General features: G+C 44.8%; 15 protein-coding genes and 1 pseudogene. 7 read left to right on the top strand and 9 right to left on the bottom strand.

All coding sequences use genetic code 11. The annotated features are described in order from the left end of the window. From F6K52_RS15575 to F6K52_RS15565, 3 genes and pseudogenes are all read right to left on the bottom strand, one after another. Positions 1–1,912: pseudogene (locus F6K52_RS15575) on the bottom strand (beta-phosphoglucomutase); the annotation flags it as partial. Positions 1,913–2,749: 837 nt separating this feature from the next. Continuing rightward, entirely contained in the window at positions 2,750–5,170 is a 2,421-nt protein-coding gene (locus F6K52_RS15570) for a sucrose synthase (protein ID WP_293079094.1), read from the bottom strand. A 602-nt stretch (positions 5,171–5,772) separates the two neighbouring features. Continuing rightward, positions 5,773–8,019 carry an amylo-alpha-1,6-glucosidase gene (locus F6K52_RS15565; RefSeq protein WP_293079093.1) on the bottom strand — a complete coding sequence of 749 codons (2,247 nt, stop codon included), beginning with the start codon at positions 8,017–8,019 and terminating at the stop codon, positions 5,773–5,775. 397 nt (positions 8,020–8,416) lie between these two features. On the opposite strand from F6K52_RS15565, the gene F6K52_RS15560 reads away from it, so the two are divergent. Then, positions 8,417–8,572 carry a hypothetical protein gene (locus tag F6K52_RS15560; RefSeq protein ID WP_293079091.1) on the top strand — a complete coding sequence of 52 codons (156 nt, stop codon included), beginning with the start codon at positions 8,417–8,419 and terminating at the stop codon, positions 8,570–8,572. Between the two features lie 29 nt (positions 8,573–8,601). After that, positions 8,602–10,392, top strand: a complete 1,791-nt coding sequence (locus tag F6K52_RS15555; RefSeq protein ID WP_293079089.1) for a M61 family metallopeptidase — start codon at positions 8,602–8,604, stop codon at positions 10,390–10,392. 17 nt (positions 10,393–10,409) lie between these two features. Here F6K52_RS15555 and F6K52_RS15550 read toward each other — a convergent pair whose 3' ends face one another. Next, positions 10,410–10,622: a hypothetical protein gene (locus F6K52_RS15550; RefSeq protein WP_293079087.1), complete on the bottom strand. Its 213-nt coding sequence runs from the start codon at positions 10,620–10,622 to the stop codon at positions 10,410–10,412. A gap of 139 nt (positions 10,623–10,761) precedes the next feature. On the opposite strand from F6K52_RS15550, the gene F6K52_RS15545 reads away from it, so the two are divergent. The 3 genes from F6K52_RS15545 to F6K52_RS15535 all read left to right on the top strand — a co-directional run bounded on the left by F6K52_RS15545 (position 10,762) and on the right by F6K52_RS15535 (position 12,004). Next, entirely contained in the window at positions 10,762–11,367 is a 606-nt protein-coding gene (locus F6K52_RS15545; protein ID WP_293079085.1) for a Uma2 family endonuclease, read from the top strand. Between the two features lie 56 nt (positions 11,368–11,423). Further along, positions 11,424–11,726: a DUF433 domain-containing protein gene (locus F6K52_RS15540; protein WP_293079082.1), complete on the top strand. Its 303-nt coding sequence runs from the start codon at positions 11,424–11,426 to the stop codon at positions 11,724–11,726. Positions 11,727–11,812: 86 nt separating this feature from the next. Then, positions 11,813–12,004 (top strand): hypothetical protein, encoded by a 192-nt coding sequence (locus F6K52_RS15535; RefSeq protein ID WP_293079080.1) that lies wholly within the window; start codon positions 11,813–11,815, stop codon positions 12,002–12,004. Between the two features lie 46 nt (positions 12,005–12,050). On the opposite strand, the gene F6K52_RS15530 is transcribed toward F6K52_RS15535, so the two are convergent. Next, positions 12,051–13,034 (bottom strand): ABC transporter ATP-binding protein, encoded by a 984-nt coding sequence (locus F6K52_RS15530; protein WP_293079078.1) that lies wholly within the window; start codon positions 13,032–13,034, stop codon positions 12,051–12,053. Positions 13,035–13,070: 36 nt separating this feature from the next. After that, complete coding sequence (locus tag F6K52_RS15525; protein ID WP_293079076.1) at positions 13,071–13,559, bottom strand: GUN4 domain-containing protein; 489 nt, start codon at positions 13,557–13,559, stop codon at positions 13,071–13,073. A gap of 209 nt (positions 13,560–13,768) precedes the next feature. On the opposite strand from F6K52_RS15525, the gene F6K52_RS15520 reads away from it, so the two are divergent. Beyond that, positions 13,769–14,518, top strand: a complete 750-nt coding sequence (locus F6K52_RS15520; RefSeq protein WP_293079074.1) for an exosortase, PEP-CTERM interaction domain protein — start codon at positions 13,769–13,771, stop codon at positions 14,516–14,518. Between the two features lie 67 nt (positions 14,519–14,585). Then, positions 14,586–14,852: a hypothetical protein gene (locus tag F6K52_RS15515; protein ID WP_293079072.1), complete on the top strand. Its 267-nt coding sequence runs from the start codon at positions 14,586–14,588 to the stop codon at positions 14,850–14,852. Positions 14,853–14,872: 20 nt separating this feature from the next. On the opposite strand, the gene F6K52_RS15510 is transcribed toward F6K52_RS15515, so the two are convergent. The 3 genes from F6K52_RS15510 to F6K52_RS15500 all read right to left on the bottom strand — a co-directional run bounded on the left by F6K52_RS15510 (position 14,873) and on the right by F6K52_RS15500 (position 18,885). Further along, positions 14,873–15,793, bottom strand: a complete 921-nt coding sequence (locus F6K52_RS15510) for an Rpn family recombination-promoting nuclease/putative transposase (RefSeq protein ID WP_293079070.1) — start codon at positions 15,791–15,793, stop codon at positions 14,873–14,875. Positions 15,794–15,861: 68 nt separating this feature from the next. Next, positions 15,862–18,363 carry a tetratricopeptide repeat protein gene (locus F6K52_RS15505; protein WP_293079096.1) on the bottom strand — a complete coding sequence of 834 codons (2,502 nt, stop codon included), beginning with the start codon at positions 18,361–18,363 and terminating at the stop codon, positions 15,862–15,864. A gap of 51 nt (positions 18,364–18,414) precedes the next feature. Continuing rightward, positions 18,415–18,885 carry a hypothetical protein gene (locus tag F6K52_RS15500; protein ID WP_293079068.1) on the bottom strand — a complete coding sequence of 157 codons (471 nt, stop codon included), beginning with the start codon at positions 18,883–18,885 and terminating at the stop codon, positions 18,415–18,417. Between the last annotated feature and the right edge of the window lie 80 nt (positions 18,886–18,965).

Here is an 18,965-nt window from a genome sequence, read left to right as displayed (position 1 = left end):
AGTCCCAACTTCGTTGCAAAATTTCCCGGTATTTCTCGGGATCAGAGGTTACGCCGTACTGCTCCCGCATCAGGTATAGTAACATCAAGACATCTGGCTGCTTGAGTACTTGCTTTTTAGTTGCTCCTTCAATGCCAAGGATAGCCTGCATGGAACGGGTACGTGGCTCATAATCTTCCAGGTTGATGTCTTCAATTTGGAAGAACCCCTCACACTGTTCGATTAAGTTCTTTTCATGGTCATAGGGTATCCACATCCGACGGATAATTTCAGACCACAGACTAACTCGGCTTGGGGTTAGCTCCAGTGTTTCTTCGAGTTCTTTAGCTTTCTGTGGATGTTCCCGGCGCAACCAGTCTAGGACAAACTGAGCAGTCTCTAGGTGCCATTGAACCATGCGGTTGGTGAAGGCATTGTTGTCTATCCCTTCATGGTATTCGTCGGGACCAATCACATCCCGGAGTTCATAGCGCTCCCGTTTACCATTCCACTCAACCCGAGTTCCCCAGAATACAGCTGTATCTAGGATAATCTCAGCACCATAGCGTAGCACCCAGTCATCATCACCGGTAGCTTGCCAATATTTCCAGATACCATAGACTACATCAGTAGTGATGTGGAGTTCGCGATCGCCACACCAAATTCGGACTGGGTCTCCATCTTTCTCAGCAGAGAGAACCCAGCGAGGGGTTACTTCGTCACCGGTTGCAGCACTTTCCCAGGCGTAAACGGCTCCCGGATAACCTTGAAGCTTAGCTTTACGCCTTGCCCCAGGTAAAGTATGGTAACGGTAGGTCAGCAAATTCTTCGCGATCTGGGGCTGAGTCAAGATCATCAGCGGCAGTATAAAAATTTCTGTGTCCCAGAAAACGTGACCCCGATAGCCAAAACCAGAAAGGGTTTTAGCGGGAATATTCACCCGGTCATCATGACGGGGAGCACAAATGAACAGTTGGAACAAATTGTAGCGTATAGCAATCTGAGCGTTGAGGTCCCCTTCAATGACAACATCGCTATCTTGCCAAATCTTATCCCAAGCTGCCTCATGTCGAGAGAATAGGGTTAGATAATCAGGTTGGTTGACCAGGTGTTCCTGGGCTACCTTTTCTGGGGTTTCGGTGTCCCGGGATGTGAACACACTAATTACTTTATCCAGGGTGACCAGCTGGCCTGAGCGCACTTGTAAGGTAGTGGCTAAGGTGGGGTGACCTTCACAGCCCTTTAGCTGTATTTCAGCATCATCAACACCACTTACACTGACTCTCGAAGCCATACCCAGTTCGATCGCAGTATGACGGGTGCGAACGTGTAACCAGATATTTCCTTCGGATGTCTGGTTAGTTCCAGTTGAAATCTGACCCTGTTTCAACCATTCCCAGTGGAGCACCCCTTGGTTATCTGGGTAACCATTGATGCTGGCTTGAATTTCGATTGTCCCATCGAAATCCACCGGAGTGATTTGACAGCGAAGGGCTAATAAATGGTCATCAGCCATACTGGCAAAACGCTCGATATGGATATCGATAGTTTTACCACCAGGAGTACGCCAACGCACATCACGAGTTAGCTTGCCTCGACGCAGGTCAAGTTGACGTTCGTAGTGCAAGATCTCGCCTTGATCAAGACGAAAGCGTTCACCTTCTACAACTATCACTATAGGTAGCCAATCAGGACAATTAGCCAGTTCAGTATAGACAACTGGCACATCGTCGTAGACACCATTAATCAATGTCATTGGCCATGCAGCGTGATACCCTTCCTCAAAGCTACCTCGGGTACTGAGGTAACCATTGCCAATGGTAAAAACGGTTTCCTTGTAGTGCAATTGAGTCGGATCAAACTTGGTCTCAGTTACTGTCCAGTCGGTGTAGATGTGGTTAGAGCTAGATGGGGACGATACTTTGGCATCCATAGTTAGTCGTTAGTGTTGCTGTGGTGGGTGATTCCTTGAGTGAGGTCAAACGCTTCCCTGCGCTTGTGAAGCAAACGGGTCTAGGGTTTAGGGAGTGGGAAATAGGGGTAATGGGGCTGTGAACAGAAGATGGCACAACGCCACCCTTAAAACTGGGATCACTAACACCATATTTTCCCCATACCCCATACCCGACAATCTAAACCCCTGCTGTCAAGGGAAGGCTACTAGCAATTAATTGAAATAGTTATTGGCTCAGGCAGATTGCCCATAATTAGTGAATTCACTAATTTTTATGCGATTTCCGCATTAACTGACATATCAACAAATCTTTGGTTAGCTGTTGGTAGCCGACATGGAAGAATCAGTTGAGGTCAGTTAACGATAGGAAGCTTAATAACTAGTAATTTCTATAACGAGTAATTTCTAGAATCAGCCTCCATCGTTGCATTAGTTTTCTACAACTCCGATTAGGAGTAACGTTTGTCGGACTTAGTTCCGCTTCCGCGAACGGGAATGTTGTAAAGGCTGGTTGGGCTAGCAGCACATTTTTCCCTCACTTTAACTACTAGCGACAGGGCTACGAGCTGGCGGTCATTCGTAGGTGTCGTAACCATTACAACGAGCGGACTAATGTCCATTGCGGTGCATCTTAGCTAGCAAATTCCAGATTCACCGGAAATTACGAGGGAATTAACTAAGAGTGAGTTCTTATTAGCTTAAAATCAGTAGAATTTAAATGCTTTTAAGCATTACTTTAGAAACAGTCAGCTCAACCATTCAGTTGTGATGCTTTCTGCTCCCCCTACTCACTTTTTTATAGCCCATAATCTCTGATTAACGCGAGCTATGCTTGGCTAGTAAGTTTGTCGCTCTAGGTTTGTAAATCAGATAGAACAAAGCTTCTAAGTAGCGCAGTAGAGCTTCTCGGCTTTCTTTAGAGGTTTCACTCCAGAATCCGTAAATTTTGGCGAGTGAGAGCAGCTGCTTGCTATGCAACTGCCAATTGTATTTATCCCGAACTCGCTTGATACCTGCTTGAGAAATTTTCTGCCAGTAGTCAGGGGTGTGTTCGCACTTTGAAATAAATTGCTGGATTTTTTCCGCAGTCTCTTTCAAGTCTGTGGGATTAATGAGAAACCCATTATCGCCGTTTTGAATAATCTCTGATGGTCCACCAAATTGAGTGGCAAATGTTGGTAAACCGGAGATCATGGCTTCTAAAACGGTGAGACCAAAGGCTTCAAAGCGAGCAGGATGGACTAAAATTCCTCCCAAATCAGCAATCACTCGGTAGGATTCACCGATATCGGGGGTGGTCAGACGTAGTCCAATCCATCGAATTTTGCCCTGAAGATGGAATTGGTTAATTAGCTGGTTGAGCTTCTCGATTTCCCCTTTCTCTTCTGGATCAGTGGCGTCCTCAACTCTGACATGGCTAGTGATTAAAATTAGGTTGCACTTTTCCTGAAGTTCTTTTGAACTGGCAAAGCATTCCACTAAGCCACTCAGATTCTTAATTGAGGTGAGGGGCGCAATGCTGAGAATCGGGCGCTGGTTAGGACTGTTGAGATAGCCGATAATTTCCGGGTCTTCCTTGGTCAACAGCAAGTCTTTAACCCGTTCACTGTCGTCGTCAATCCGGTCTGATGTCTGAGTGTAGGGAAAGAAAATCTTTTCGTTGACCCCTGGTGGTACCACATTAAATTTGGGGCTGAATAACTCAATCCCATTCACCACATGATACAGTTCGGGCATACTGAAAGATTTGTAAGACTCGTAGTAGCCTACACTGTTTGGTGTTCCCACAAGCTCCTCATAGGTACTGGTCAGAATGAAATCCGCTGAATTCATCGCAATTAAATCAGCGGTGAATTGTATGGAGAAGTTGTATTGGGACTCAAAGTCTTTCCAGTAGAGGTCACTAAACAGATATTTAGGCTTTTCCATGGTGTGAGCAATACTGCCATGGATAGCGTTTAGGCGTCTCGCCAGCAGAAACGCAACTAAACTCCCATCGGAATAGTTTCCGACAATTAAGTCTGGACTACCCTGGAATTCTTCTAGCAGCGCTTTTTCTGCATCTAAGGAAAACGATTCGAGATAGGGCCAGATCTCAAATTTGGAAATCCAGTTGTCGGTGACGTTTGGGTTAAATTCCTGGAAAGGAACCCGCAAAATCCAACCGTTGCTGGTGCCTTGGATTTTTTCTAGGCGTAGATTGCACTGGGTACCTTCACAGTTGGGAATTAGGCGAGTCAGAACGATCACCTTTGGTTCGACGCCCAGAACGTCAAGACCTGAGAGTTTAATATTGTTTTGGATTGTTTCTTCTAGGCTACTGGCTTGGTCGATGACGTATGCCACTTGACCAGCGGTTTCGGGAAGACCCAAGACTCCCTCTTGACCAACCCAGCCATGAACGGAAACCAGAACAACCCGAAAGATTAGGGGAATACGAGAAATAAAGGCTTCGAGGACTGCATGATCAGGAGCGTCCATTAACCGCTCAAGGAGTTCTAGGGTTTCGCGCACTCGACCAGCAGTGTTACCCCAACCTGCTTCAAAACCGAGAACTTGAAGCTCGAAGCGAAACTTTTCATAGGGGGTGTGAGCTGGTAGATCCCCGACTAATTTTAGTGCTTCCTTAAGCTTGTCAAATAGTTGGGTAGTTGAGTCAATTCGGTTGTTGAGCAGTAATTGTGTCTGGTCGTAGTGGTGTGCTCGTAAGTTTTTCAACAGCTCTTCTAGCCATTGCTCAGAATCAGCAAATAATTGGCTAGATAGGTAACGGTTAAGAAACTCCAGCCCATTGCCAATCTTTCTTGGGTCACGAATTGTAGGAGTATTTTTGTAAAACGGACCAACATCAATTTCTAGCAGACCCCCTTTTTCTGGGAAGTAGCGCTTAACCCAGCGATCGCGTAAGCTTAGTAACTCCTCCACTGGCATTGGTTCAAAACTGCTCAAATCCGCTGCCAGCCGATAGATTTCTTGAGAAGCAACCCTTGTCCGCAGAAGAAGCCAAAGGTTTTTCTCTTCCAGAATAATTTCGTGGGTATAGTTCAGTAGTTCGGCGATAGAGGAAGTTCTTTTAAAATAAGCAGGCTTGTCATGAGTAGTGCAGTAATTATCAAACGCTTGCAGAATCTGATTCCTTAGAAAGTACCGCTCTTGTTCAGATCGCAGTTGGCTGATAAACTGACGCAAATCAGCTTTCTCGTTACTTTGGAGAACAGCTCGTAACAAACTAGACATAGTAACTTAGCGTGTCTTGTCCATGGTGGGTCTGTAACCTACTCCCGCGCTTTGCCCTTGGCTAGCAGGAAGTAGGATTGTCGTGGGAGATTGGCTCACTCCTTGGGATCTTCTGGCAGTGGGGCAATAGCTTACCCCACTATCTTTAGGTGCCCTTGACCCATGACGAATTAAATTCGCCACGGGTCACACCTTTTGAATTAGGGCGGGGTGTGCCAAGCTTTAAGTAAGCAACCGCCATATTTACATGATTCCCCTAGATCGACAAGGCAGTTGGAAAATACATGGAAACAATTAAGCTTTTAATTATGATTAAAATAATTTTTTTAGGTGCCCTTGACCCATGACGAATTAAATTCGCCCTTTGGTGCGCACCTGCCGATACCCCACCTACACTCAAACACCCTGAACAATAGGTTTAAATTCCCACGCACTAATGGTCAATACAGCTTGCCGATCATCGGCACGAGCGCAAGTATAAAGGAAGTGCGTGGGAGATCAGCGCTTAGTGGTAAGGGTCAATTGTATGAAAGCCTTACCACTAAGCGCCGGACAAATTTATAGCGCTATGCTTTGTCTTTTCCCTTTGCTATTAACTGGATTTAGCTTTCGATCACAACCGTGAGGTTACCGGAATTCTTCACCACTTTACAGGTGGTGGTTGTGTCAGCTCGTTCCAATTGCAAGTCTAGCACCGTTGACCCAATCCGCAAGTTACGAACTAAGAGTTGATTGATAAACTTTGGTAAAGTTGGTTTGAAAATATGTAAATTGTTTCCTGGAGCATCCGATTGCAAATTCACCATCATTTGCAGCAGTTGGAAAATACTGCCAGTTGCCCAGGCTTGCAGAGGACAGGCTCCTGGATACTTGACCGGAGAGCTGTTGGGAGTGCGCTGGTAACCAGAGAAGAGTTCTGGAGGACGATAGTAGGGTTGCTCAACGGTCATGTCAATCATACCTTTGGCAATTTCTAAGGCTTGATCCACTTGATTGACCGCACGCAATCCTACTGCAATCAAGGAATTTTCGTGGGGCCAAACTGATCCGACGTGATAGCTGATCGGGTTGTAAGCAGCGGATTGATTACTGAGGGTACGAATCCCCCAACCATTGAACATATCTGGTTCTAACAGCCGCTTTGCTACACTAGCTGCTTTTTCTGGAGTAAAAATGCCCAAAGACAAGCAATGGCCAGGATTGGAGGTTATGCTATCTACTAGTTTTCTTTCTCCATCTAGTGCTAAGGCACAGAAGTCTAGGTCGTCTAGCCAAAAATCCTGATTGAAGCGTTGCTTGAGTTCCTGGGCTTGGTTTTCCCAACGTTCGGCTAAATCAATTCGCTGCTTGATCCTGGCCAGATGACTTAGCCTAACTTTAGCGCCATAGACATAAGCTTGGACTTCGCATAATGCGATCGCTCCCGTTGCTAGGGAACCATCACGAGTGACCATGGAATCACCGGAATCCTTCCACCCTTGATTACGCAAACCCTTTTTGGATTGGCGCTGATAACAGAGATAGCCGTTTTCCTGAGATTGACTATCAATCCAATCCATGGCAGCCAAAGCATTAGGCCAGAGCTGGTCTAGGGTAGTGGTGTCATTTGTCCAAGCATAGTAATCCGCATAGAGCACTAGCCAGAGTGGGGTAGCATCAACTGTACCGTAGTAGGGAGTATGAGGAATTTCCCGACAGCGAGCCAATTCCCCAACCCGTAGTTCATGCAAAATCTTACCTGGTTGCTCATCCCGCGATGGGTTATCCTCTTGGCCTTGGTACTGGGCTAAAATTTCCAGAGTCCCTTTGGCGATAGTAGGGTCAAGGATTAAGGTTTGTGAGGCAGCAATTAAGGAATCTCGTCCAAACAAGGTGGAAAACCGAGGTACTCCTGCAGACAGAAATGTGCAGCCATTAATAGTCTGCCTTAGTAAAAAGATGTCTCGTATTGCCCGAGAAATCACTTGGTTAAGGGTTTCATTATCCGAGCTAATGTGAGTTATCTGTTTATACCATTCCTGGTTTTGGAGTAAGTTAGCGGTCTTAGCTTCTTCAAGGGTGGTGGGAATGTTAGCTGTAGTGATTCGGGCTTTGTGGGTGACCATTTCTAGTTGATAGCCTAAGGTTTCCGTAGCGCCAGGCTTAAGGCACAAGTCCCAAACTGCTGTGTCCCCTTTGTAGGTGTCTGGGAGACGGTGCATAAAGTAAATCTGAGATTCAACCAGGGAGTTATCGAGTCCCTGGTAAGCTAGGTTGATGGTATTGGTGTTGAACTCAGTTAGGGTTAGCAGGGTATCTAAATCGATATCGATATCAGGGGGTAGTGAACGCAGCAGAGTTCCCCGTTGCTGTCGCTGATGACCCCGGACTTCAAACCAGTCTTTAAAATCGGCATCAAAACTGAGGCTGACGCTGAAGTTAAGGGGTTGAGTGTCGTAATTGGTGATTACAATTTCTTCCCATAAGCCACCATGGAGGGCTAGCTGCCGCTGAATGCCTAGGGTTTTTGGGGGAAGATTAGGTGAACGGGGATTGCAACACATGACCGATAGGACAAATCCTTCCTCAGCACTGCTACTAAGGGGAATGGGGAGTTGCCCTTCAATTTGTAACTCTAAGCGAGAGAGAAAGCGGGTATCTTGACAAAATAACCCGGTTGCGCTGGTGGTTTCGTTTTCTAAGTTGCCCGAAATATTCCCTAGGGTATCTGTGATTAAAAACAGGTCATCTACTTTGAGAGGAAGGGTTGGTAGAGGTTGGTTTGTGGTGAGCCGAGGCCATTCGGTCATCGACAACTGCTCGGTAGGAAGGTATCGTCTACCATCTCGTTCGATAATCTGTAAATCCATAAAATCAGCGCTGGGGCTTTCGGTTTAACTAGTGGTGGACGCTTGGGGGATGTTATAAGTCTCTCTCTACCGCTGTTGTCAGGGTCGGGAGACATCGACATTACCCAAGTTAATTATCAATGGTTTTGGACAGGTCGAGGATTCAAGATTTAGTAATGGGAACAGGGAATAGGGAACAGGGAATAGGGAACAGGAAGCAGGGAGCAGGGAACAGGGGAAAAATATTGTTACTTTATAGTTATCAAAAACGCTGTATCATAAGTATCTAAAATTAGATATTACCAAAGAGTAAATATTTTTAATTACTGCATATAAAAATTGAATATTAATTTAGTTAGTAAATAAAAAAAATAAAAATCTATCTTCGGTGTCTATAATTCCATCAAGCCAAAGCTGATTGATCATAACACTAAAAACTCTCCTCTCTTTCCTACTATTCCCTACTCCCTGCTCCCTGTTCCCTATTCCCTATTCCCTGCTCCCTATTCCCGATTCTCTCTATGTTTACATCTCAAATGAAAATGCTATCTGGTCAGAGGATTGCTACCCTTAAAGCTAAATGGTAATCCCTAAAGTTGAGTAATGACTGAAGCAAGAACTATTTTTCGGAGCAGCACAGCCACTAGTACCCTAGCTATTCACTACCATGTCGCTATGCCTCAGCCTCAATCCCATCTGTTTGAGGTAACGCTACAAGTCGAAGGCTGGGAAGCCCCTTTGTTAGATTTAAAGATGCCTGTTTGGACTCCAGGCTCTTACTTAGTGCGGGAGTATGCTCGACATTTACAAGATTTCTCTGCGGATACCGGTAATCCTACCCAGTCTTTACCGTGGCGGAAACTGGCCAAGAATCATTGGCTAGTGGAAACTGGTGATGCGTCGGCTATCACTGTGCGTTATCGTATCTTTGCTAATGAATTAACGGTACGCACTAATCACCTAGATGCTACCCACGGTTATTTTAATGGTGCTGCTCTGTTCTTCTTCATCCCAGGATTTGAACAACACCCTTGCCAAATTACTATCGCGCCACCTCATCCCAATTGGCGGGTGACCACACCTTTACCAGCAGTGTCAGGCAAATTTAATACCTTTGAGGCCAGGGATTTTGATACCTTAGTCGATAGTCCGTTTGAAATTGGTGATCATAAGCTCTATGAGTTTGAGGTTTTGGGCAAACCCCATCAATTGGCCATCTGGGGAGAGGGGAATGCTGACCCAAAGCGGATTATTGAGGATACTAAGAAGATTATCAAGGTAGAAGCTGAGCTTTTTGGAGGTTTACCTTATGATCACTATTTGTTCTTGCTTTATCTAACGGCTAGTGGCTTTGGGGGATTGGAACATAAGGATAGTTGTTCGTTAATTTACTCACGCTTTGGTTTTCGGGCAAAGGATAAGTATAATCGCTTCTTGCAACTGGTGGCTCATGAGTTCTTTCACTTGTGGAATGTTAAGCGGATTCGACCATTAGCCCTAGAAACCTTTGACTATGAAAAGGAAAACTATACGACATCGTTGTGGTTTTCTGAGGGAACAACTAGTTACTATGACTTATTAATTCCCCAACGGGCTGGTATCTATGATGCTAAGACGTTGTTAGAAAATTTGAGTAAAGAGATTACTCGGTTTTTAACTACACCAGGACGTAAGGTGCAGCCCCTGGATGAGTCGAGTTTTGATGCTTGGATTAAGCTTTATCGACGGGATGCTAACAGTGATAATAACCAAATTTCCTATTATTTGAAAGGGGAAATGGTGTCATTATTGCTGGATTTGTTAATCCGGGAGCGCCATGGAAATAAGCGATCCCTTGATGATGTGATCAGGAAGATGTGGGAGCAGTTTGGTAAAGGGGAAATTGGCTTTACTCCCCAACAACTGCGAGAGGTAATAGAATCCGTAGCAGAGCTAGATTTAAGTAACTTCTTCTCTAAGACTATTGAGGGTAAGGAGGAATTGCCCTTCAATGAGTATCTCAAACCCTTTGGCTTACAAGTGGTGGCCGTGGATGAAGAATCTGTGCCTTACTTGGGGGTGAAGGTGAGGACTGACAATGGTCAGGACTGGATCCAGTTTGTGGAGATGGATTCTCCTGCAGCAGTGGCAGGAGTGGATGCTGGTGATCAGTTACTGGCTATTGATGGGTTGCGAGTCAAGGGGGATCAATTATGCGATCGCTTAAAAGATTACGAAGCTGGTGATGTGATCGAGCTTAGTGTATTCCATCAGGATCAATTGGTTACTCTACCGATTACATTAGGGAAATCTCAACCCAGTCGTTACCACGTTATGCCAGTCAAGAATCCTACCAATGCCCAGCAGCAGAATTTTTCTGGGTGGTTAGGGGCATCTTTGGTCAAGATGAGTTGAGGGTAATCGGTAAAACGTTACGAGAGAATTTCCGATGTGAGCTGTTCAGGAGTAACGGGTTGACATTTTCCTTCAGCAAACTCTTGTTGAGCTTCTTTAACATCTCTAATTCTCTCGGCTCTTCGCCGAGAGCGAAGGCGATTTATTAAACTATTAATTAGATTTTCTTGATCGTCTAAGGAAAGTCGCGCTGCTGCTTCTAATATTTCTGAAAAGGTGGGTTGTGTCATGATGCTTTTGATTTTACATAAAATCATTTTGATTCATTATATTTTTTATCTAACACGATTGACCGTTAAGATTTAAGTATTGATAATAGCAGCTTACCACTACCAGCATGATTTTATCCTGATAAGGAGTGCGATTGTAATGCTTCAAGCTTTACCAACTTTTATAACTGTTGATCAGTTTATTACCCAGTATGGTGACAACGAATGCTATGAACTAATCGATGGGGAACTAATTGACATGGAAGCTACTGGACCTGATGAGGAAGTAGCAGGGTTTGTGGGACGGAAGTTAAATGTGGAGATTGACCGAGGATACCCAGATTATCTGATTCCCTACCGATGTCTGATCAAAATTTTAGGAACTCAAACAGCTTTTCGTCCTGATGTGATTGTATTAGATAGAACTCGGCTAGTAAATGAACCTTTATGGCAAAAAGAGCCTGTGATTACGTTGGGAACCTCAATCAAGCTTGTTGTTGAAGTTGTTAGCACCAATTGGCAGAACGATTATGCTCGTAAGGTTGAAGATTATGCCATACTAGGTGTACCTGAATACTGGATTGTCGATTATCTAGGCATTGGTGGTAGAGATTATATTGGTAAACCTAAACAACCAACAATTACAATTTGCACTTTGGTAGATGATGAGTATCAAAAACAATTGTTCCGAAATGATGATGGTCTTGTTTCCAAAGTCTTTCCGGAGCTTAGTTTAACTGCTAACCAGATTTTTGCATCCAGTTGAATTTAGATATTATTGTGAGATATAATGGTAAAACCAGTGTATAAATAGGAGACAACATGAGTAGTGTCATATCAAAGCATATTGAAATTACACCAGGGGTTTGTGGTGGCAAACCTCGCATTGCCGGTCATCGTATTCGGGTTGAAGATATTGTCATTTGGCACGAAAGAATAGGATTGTCGCCGGATGAAATTGTTTCACAATACCCTACCATTACCTTAGCAGATGTCTATGCTGCTTTAGCCTATTATCATGACCATTTTGAGGAAATCAGGCAACAGATTCTTGAAGATGAAGAATTTGCCCGTGATATGCAAGAAAAAACACCGTCCTTGGTTCAGCAAAAGTTAAAGCAGTAAGATGCCCCAGACAATTATTATTTTAGGGAACAGGGAACAGGGAACAGGGAAGAATTAAGATAAAAAACTATCTGTACATTATTACTATGACTATCTCTATATATAGCATTTTTAAATCAATTGAAGTGTGGCGACAGTTATTCCCAGAAGAAAATATTGCTTTAGATGAGTTATCAGAAAGATTAGAAGATTATTGTCTTAACCAAGCGATGGATGAGGCTAAGCTAACTCCTTTGTTAGACCGTGAAGCCGCACTAAAATACTTGGAGGAATCATAGGGAAGGTTTATTTTAAGCTGACCGCTGACTGCTGACTGCTGACTGCTTACCTGCTATTCAACTCTGGCTTTACCCAACAAGCCACTTTATGGTCAACACTTACTAATTCCAAGGTGGGATCGTTCTGCCAACATTTATCAATCACGAAAGGACAACGAGCCGCAAAGGGACAACCTTGGGGATAATTAGTTAAATCTGGTGGTAACCCTTCAATGGTCTGCAAACGCTCTTGGCGCTGTTCATCCAGACGGGGAATACTGTTGAGTAAACCAATAGTATAGGGATGGCGAGGATTTTTATAGATTTCCATCACCGATGCTTGTTCTACGACTTGACCGGCATACATCACTAAAATCCGATCCGCTAATCCCGCCAATAGCGCCAAATCATGGGTAATCCAAATCACGGCCATCCCAATGTCCTGGCGCAGTTTCTTGACTAATTCTACAATTTGGGCTTGGATGGTCACATCCAAAGCAGTGGTAGGTTCATCGGCAATCAGCAACTGGGGATTACAGGCTAATCCCATGGCAATCATGACTCGCTGGCGCATCCCTCCAGAAAATTGGTGGGGATAGTTACTAATCCGTTCCGCTGCAGCTGGAATTCCCACTAATTCTAAGAGTTCAATCGCCCTAGATCGTCCTTGCTCTCGGCTCATCCCTTGGTGTAACCGTAGCGCTTCAGTAATTTGCCTTTCTACCTTTAGTACTGGGTTAAGGGAAGTCATGGGGTCTTGAAAAATCATAGCGATACGGTTACCCCGGATTTTCCGCATTTTCCCCTCACTAAGCTTTCGGAGGTCACGCCCTTCAAAAATGACCTCACCATTGGTAATCTTTCCAGGAGGAGACGGGATTAGTCCCATAATCGACAGGGCGGTGATGCTTTTACCAGAACCGGATTCACCAACAATCCCTAGGGTTTCCCCTTGATTGACCTGGAAGGAAATACCATTGACAGCATGGACAGTACCAGCTGGGGTGAAAAAGCGTGTTTCTAGATTACGAAGGTCTAGGATTGGTGACAAGGGAACAAATTGAATGTTTTAGTATAGTTTATACCATCAAAAACATTCATCCAATCTATTTTTAATAGTTGCCGCCCAACCAATAGGGGATTCTTCGGCATAAAATATCGCAGCGGGCAAATGACCTTTAGGAGCGTCTAAACTAAAGGTTAACTGAGCATAAGAATGCCAAGAATCGGCATCACCCTTGCGCCATCCTACTAGATCGGCGAATTGATTATAATCTTGACTAACTTGCTGCCACAGTTGAGATTGTATTCTAAATCCAAAATGACCTTGACTATACTGCTCCCAAAGCTGATTTAGTGTTAGCAAATCCTCACAGGGAAACTCTCTTAAGTCTGATTCTATGAGATAATTCAACCCTTGAAGCCATTCTTGGTCTTTTTTACTAACCTTCTGCTGTTGTCTAAGGGTTTTAGCTATGGATAATACAATTTTATTGGTTTCCGCATCAGCAGCTTTCCACTTCACTTTCATCAATAAAGTCTTCAGGTGAGTGTAGTCTATTTTTAAATTAAGCATAGTTTCTTGCTCCGAAGTTCCGATTTCCTTTGCTAAACATTTACATAATTCAGAGTTTAATGAATTTTTTTTAAATGTTCTAAAGCTTGCTGGATTTACAGATAAAATACCCTTGGCAATAAAAATCAGCCATCACGTTGAAATAGATAAGTACATTTTTAAGCTATCAGCTAATGCTTACTTGAAAATTTTACTGAGGAAAAATAGTCATGACTAGTAAATTAGCGATCGCATTGATCGCAATTAGCGTTTTTGAGCTTTCGGCACAAGAGGTTAGTGCTGCGTCGATTACCCCGATCAACCTTGACGACCTGACTCTGGGAGCAACCATCACAGGACCAGTGGGTCCGACAGTAGATGCATCCCTAATCAATGGTGACGGAAACAGCTTGGGAGACTTGACCAGTAGCGTTTCTTGTCCTGTTGGTTTTCTGACTTGTGTGCCGCCCCAAAATCCAGCGGGAACCATCTACACTTATATACACAAAGTTACCCCTGGTGTAGACTTTCCTAACGATCCCCCCTTCCCTCAACCGGATGGTTTACTTGCGTTTGATGATGTCAATCAGTTCGAGTTGGAGTTCAAAGCTGAAGGCTTTACAGGAGTTGCGGGCTATAGCTTTGGGGAAGCGAAGCAGGCACTCGGTTCCAGTGGGGAGTTTTCAATCAAGCTTGAGGAAGATGGCAGTCTAGTCTGGAGCGTTGTCGGTGGATCAGATTGGAGTACTAATTTCGACACTCCAGAAACGATTTCCTTCTTTTGGCAAACCACACAACCTCCCATTGGTCCATTTGGGACCTTCACTGCTAAGAACGATACCCAATCCGGGACAGGTAATGGTCCACTGCCTCTAGCAGTGCCAGTGCCTGAGCCGATGTCATCTCAGGGTCTACTGGCTCTGGGCTTTCTGGGCTTAGGATTAGTGGTTAAGAGGGCTATCGGCTCTAGTGTCTTTTAAGGGAATTAGTAGGGAGTAGGGAGTCAAGATGCAGTAGCTGGATCAAGGGCGTTCCGTCAGTGAAGTAATGAATAGCAGTAGAGTGGGCATCCTGCCCGCTCGAAAATATATTGAAACTGGCAAGATGCCAGTTCTACGCAAGATGCCAGTTCTACGCAAGATGCCAGTTCTACGCAAGATGCCACTTCCACGGCAAGATGCCCATTCTACAGGTGCGACCCAAGCCGCGAGGGATTGCTCGCGGCCTTGGAGGCGTCTGGATTTTTGGGCAATAGTAGAGTGGGTAAGGATTTGCCTTACCCACTCAATCAGATCTCGATGGCACTACTTTTGAGTGCTAAACCTAACGGGATTTTACTTATCCCTAAACTGGTTCAACCAATTGCTCAAATCCACTTCGGTTTCAAAATCTAACAACGCTTCTCCTAAATCCTCCAACTGGGAAAAGGATAACTGCTCAATTTGATTAAGTAATTGGGGATTTATCTGACCTAGACGACGGTTAATTTGACGGATAATTAAATTAAGCTCATTGCGCTTTCCTTGTTCTAATCCCTGTCCTAATCCTTGTTCTAATCCTTGTTTTAATCCTTGTTTTAATCCCTGTTCTAATCCTTGTTCTAATCCTTGTTCTAATCCTTGGCGAATAATTCGTTGATAAACTACTGACTCCTGCATCATATCCTCCCGAAAATAAGCTTGAATTAACTGTTCATCAAATTTCACCCCAGCCAACAGTTGCACGCAAGCAGATAGGTTACGCTGCTGTTGTCTATCTTCAATCATATCGATTCTGGCTGCTACTTGGGATAGCAAGGTTTCTGGCACTTCAGTTTGTGCTAATACTGCCAAGGGTAGTAACCCCGGTGTTGTTAGTAATGGTTGTGGATCACATTCCCAAATCCGAATCACCCGATAGCGGAAGGATAAGTTCCTCTCGGTAAATTGATTTACAAATACTCCCGCTAATCGGCTTGGTTTCAGAAAAATTATTACTTGTTCAATATCACAGCGATACTGGCGATATAACCTGACCCAATAATCGAGCATCCGCAGGGGTAAGGGAGGTTCAGATTGGGGTAGGGTTTGAAATTCCAGATGCAAAATAGCATCAGCAACTCGCACAAAAAATAAGGCATCTGCCCGAATTGGTTCTGTGCTCAATTCGGTGTTGAGAATTTCGATATCCTCTGCTGGTTCTTGGTTAAATAACCAACGGGTAAAGGCTTGAGGATATTGTTCAACCAAATATTTTAGGGTACTATCGTAAGTCATTCACTTAGGAAAAGTATGACCAAGTCAGTATATAGTATTTCTAACTAATTAATGAATAATATTACTGATTACTGTGACAAATCATTGCGCAAACTTTCTAGATTCTTACGGATGTTTACAGTGTCAGGATGATTTGACCCTAACTTCTGTTCTGCAATCTCCAAAGCCTGTTGATAGAGGGGTTCAGCCTGGTCATAGCGCCCCATTGAGGAGTAGAGATATGCCAGGTTGTTGAGACTGATGGCCACATCGGGATGGTGGTGACCCAGCCGCTGCTTAAACAGCTCCAATGCCTGTTGTAAGAGGGGTTCGGCCTGGTCATAGCGCCCCATTGACTGGTAGAGTAAACCCAGGTTGTTGAGACTGGTGGCCACATCGGGATGGTTGTCACCCAGCAGCTGCTTTCTGATCTCCAAAGCCTGTTGTAAGAAGGGTTCGGCCTCATCATAGCGCCCCATTGAGGAGTAGAGTGTAGCCAGGTTGTTGAGACTGGTGGCCACATGGGGATGGTCTTGACCCAGCCGCTGCTTTCTGATCTCCAAAGCCTGTTGTAAGAGGGGTTCGGCCTGGTCATAGCGCCCCATTAAGTTGTAGAGATATGCCAGGTTGTTGAGACTGGTGGCCACATCGGGATGGTTGTCACCCAGCAGCTGCTTTCTCATCTCCAAAGCCTGTTGTAAGAAGGGTTCGGCCTCATCATAGCGCCCCATTGAGGAGTAGAGATCTGCCAGGTTGTTGAGACTGGTGGCTACATCGGGATGGTCTTTACCCAGAAGCTGCTTAAACAGCTCCAATGCCTGTTGTAAGAGGGGTTCGGCCTGGTCATAGCGCCCCATTGAGGAGTAGAGTAATGCCAGGTTGTTGAGACTGGTGGCCACCAAAGGATGGTCGTGACCCAGCAGCTGCTTAAACAGCTCCAATGCCTGTTGTAAGAGGGGTTCGGCCTGGTCATAGCGCCCCATTGAGAAGTAGAGTCCAGCCAGGTTGTTGAGACTGGTGGCCACATCGGGATGGTGGTGACTCAGCCGCTGCTTAAACAGCTCCAATGCCTTTTGATAGAGGGGTTCGGCCTCATCATAGTGCCCCATTGAGTTGTAGAGTAAACCCAGGTTGTTGAGACTGGTGGCCACCAAAGGATGGTGGTGACCCAGCCGCTGCTTAAACAGCTCCAATGCCTGTTGATAGAGGGGTTCGGCCTGGTCATAGGACCCCATTGAGTCGTAGAGTAATGCCAGGTTGTTGAGACTGATGGCCACATGGGGATGGTCGTCACCGAAGCGGGTTCTAGTTATCTCTAAACATTGCTTCGAGCACAGTTCAGCCTGGTCATAGGTACCTTGACCGTTATAGAATCTTCCTAAGCCAGTGAAGGGCCATGGTAAATCTTCATCCCTGAGCCAGTCAGTTAGGACTGTGGCAGCTTTGACTAAATGAGGGATGGCAGGGCTAACTGCTGCAATAATTTCTTGAGTTGGTGTATCGGGAATTTTTTTTGCTACAGCCACCATTGTCTTACAAAAGCTTTCCTTGTAGCTATCGGCCTCTGGTAATTGAGCCAGCTTGGTCAGGAAAAATTCTCGAATTAGTTGATGGAGTCGATAGGTTTGCTGTTCGGTCAGTTGTAAGAGATTACGATTGACCAGATAGCGATCGCGTAATTCTTCCAAGTCTTCTTGTTCTTCTTCCCAGTCATCCTCATCGTCAGTTTCGATAACACAAGACTCTACCAGTGACCAATCAAAAGGAGCTTGAGCAAACAGACTCAAACGACATCCCAACTGTTGGGCTTCTGGAGACTCTTTCAAATCTTCCCAGGATAACTCAAAGGCTGCTGCTACTCCCAACTGGGCTGTGATCTCCCCTTGTTCTGTTGGGTCAAGTAATGCCCTAGCTGCTAATTTCTTTTTCTCTAAACGTTTCTGAACTTTAGCGATAGTTAAACTTGGATGTATATCTAAATATCGTCCGACTAACTCCAAACCTAAGGGCAAATAACCCAACCATTCACATAACGCTTGTGCTTCATTTAGTTCTTGCTCAATGCGCTCTTTTCCAACAAGGGATTCCAATAATTCTAATGCTGCCTCTGGGGATAGCACATCCAAATCAATTCGTCGGTAAGAAGCCCCTGGACGCTGACGGCTGGTGACCAGTACTTTGAAGCGGGATTGGGCTGGAGGTAAGTAGGGCTGAATTCTTTGTTTGTAGTCGTTGCTGAAAGAAGGCACATCATCCAGCACGATCAATGCTGTTCCTTCTGGCCAATGCCCCCAGCAGTATTCTACTTGTTGGTTGAACTCTAGTTGATCTGGAATGGTTAATCCTAATTTAGTACGGGCAAAATTGACAACTTGAGTCCCGAGATCCAACCCTCGCACTTGGAACCAGCACAACCCACCAGGGTAATTATCCTGATTTTTCAGAGCATATTGTAGAGCTAACTCAGTTTTGCCCACACCGCCCATTCCGGCAATGGCACAAATGGCTAATTGATCGGTCTGTTCAAATTCCTGATGGAGCTGCTCAAGTTGAGGGTCCCTACCGACAAAGTAGGGAGTGCCTCGATTGATAATGTTACTGGGGGGATTTAACGTTGTCCGTTCCCGGTCGGACGACTTCAGCTAATCAGACCCCTGATGAATGTGCATCTCTTGAGCAACATAATTGTGATCACCCTTAATAGTGTCAATGTTTTGTACACCTTTAGCAATATTTTCAATATTGTTTTGTATACCTTTAGCCTTGTCATTAACATTCATAATGTTGCTGCTGTTGTCCTGTATCTTGCCAGCATGGATTTCTTGAGCGATCGCCTTAATTTCCGAAGCAAACTGCTGATCATCTTCCATCGCATCCTGCACATACACAGCCAGTCGGTCTAATTCCTGGTTAGATCCTTGTTCAACTGCTGTCAGAGCTTTTTCAGCTTTAGAATTACCCCGTAACTTTTCCCAGATCATGTTACGGAGTTCGTCCATCTTGGTGATGGCTGTTTCAGTAAACTTTTTGCCCAATTCCCCAGCGCCAGTTTCTAGAAACTTCTTGAAAGCCAGAGTAGTGATCGCTGTTGCTGAGAGTGTTACTAGTTCCATAAGCGAATAGGGTGATGTAGCTGCTTAAGGCAAGTAGGGTCAACAAAAATAATTATAACGAATTGCTCAATGGTTTGAGA

This window comes from Moorena sp. SIO3H5, from assembly GCF_010692395.1.
Classification (GTDB): Bacteria; Cyanobacteriota; Cyanobacteriia; order Cyanobacteriales; family Coleofasciculaceae; genus Moorena.
This window is presented reverse-complemented; position numbering and strand designations above follow the sequence as displayed.

What these genes read in the sequence shown, in the direction of transcription:
- F6K52_RS15555 (WP_293079089.1), top strand. Translation starts at nt 8,602, where the DNA reads ATGACTGAAGCAAGAACTATTTTTCGGAGCAGCACAGCCACTAGTACC.
- F6K52_RS15540 (WP_293079082.1), top strand. Translation starts at nt 11,424, where the DNA reads ATGAGTAGTGTCATATCAAAGCATATTGAAATTACACCAGGGGTTTGT.
- F6K52_RS15570 (WP_293079094.1), bottom strand. Translation starts at nt 5,170, where the DNA reads ATGTCTAGTTTGTTACGAGCTGTTCTCCAAAGTAACGAGAAAGCTGAT.
- F6K52_RS15545 (WP_293079085.1), top strand. Translation starts at nt 10,762, where the DNA reads ATGCTTCAAGCTTTACCAACTTTTATAACTGTTGATCAGTTTATTACC.
- F6K52_RS15515 (WP_293079072.1), top strand. Translation starts at nt 14,586, where the DNA reads ATGAATAGCAGTAGAGTGGGCATCCTGCCCGCTCGAAAATATATTGAA.
- F6K52_RS15525 (WP_293079076.1), bottom strand. Translation starts at nt 13,559, where the DNA reads ATGCTTAATTTAAAAATAGACTACACTCACCTGAAGACTTTATTGATG.
- F6K52_RS15550 (WP_293079087.1), bottom strand. Translation starts at nt 10,622, where the DNA reads ATGACACAACCCACCTTTTCAGAAATATTAGAAGCAGCAGCGCGACTT.
- F6K52_RS15510 (WP_293079070.1), bottom strand. Translation starts at nt 15,793, where the DNA reads ATGACTTACGATAGTACCCTAAAATATTTGGTTGAACAATATCCTCAA.
- F6K52_RS15520 (WP_293079074.1), top strand. Translation starts at nt 13,769, where the DNA reads ATGACTAGTAAATTAGCGATCGCATTGATCGCAATTAGCGTTTTTGAG.
- F6K52_RS15535 (WP_293079080.1), top strand. Translation starts at nt 11,813, where the DNA reads ATGACTATCTCTATATATAGCATTTTTAAATCAATTGAAGTGTGGCGA.
- F6K52_RS15500 (WP_293079068.1), bottom strand. Translation starts at nt 18,885, where the DNA reads ATGGAACTAGTAACACTCTCAGCAACAGCGATCACTACTCTGGCTTTC.
- F6K52_RS15565 (WP_293079093.1), bottom strand. Translation starts at nt 8,019, where the DNA reads ATGGATTTACAGATTATCGAACGAGATGGTAGACGATACCTTCCTACC.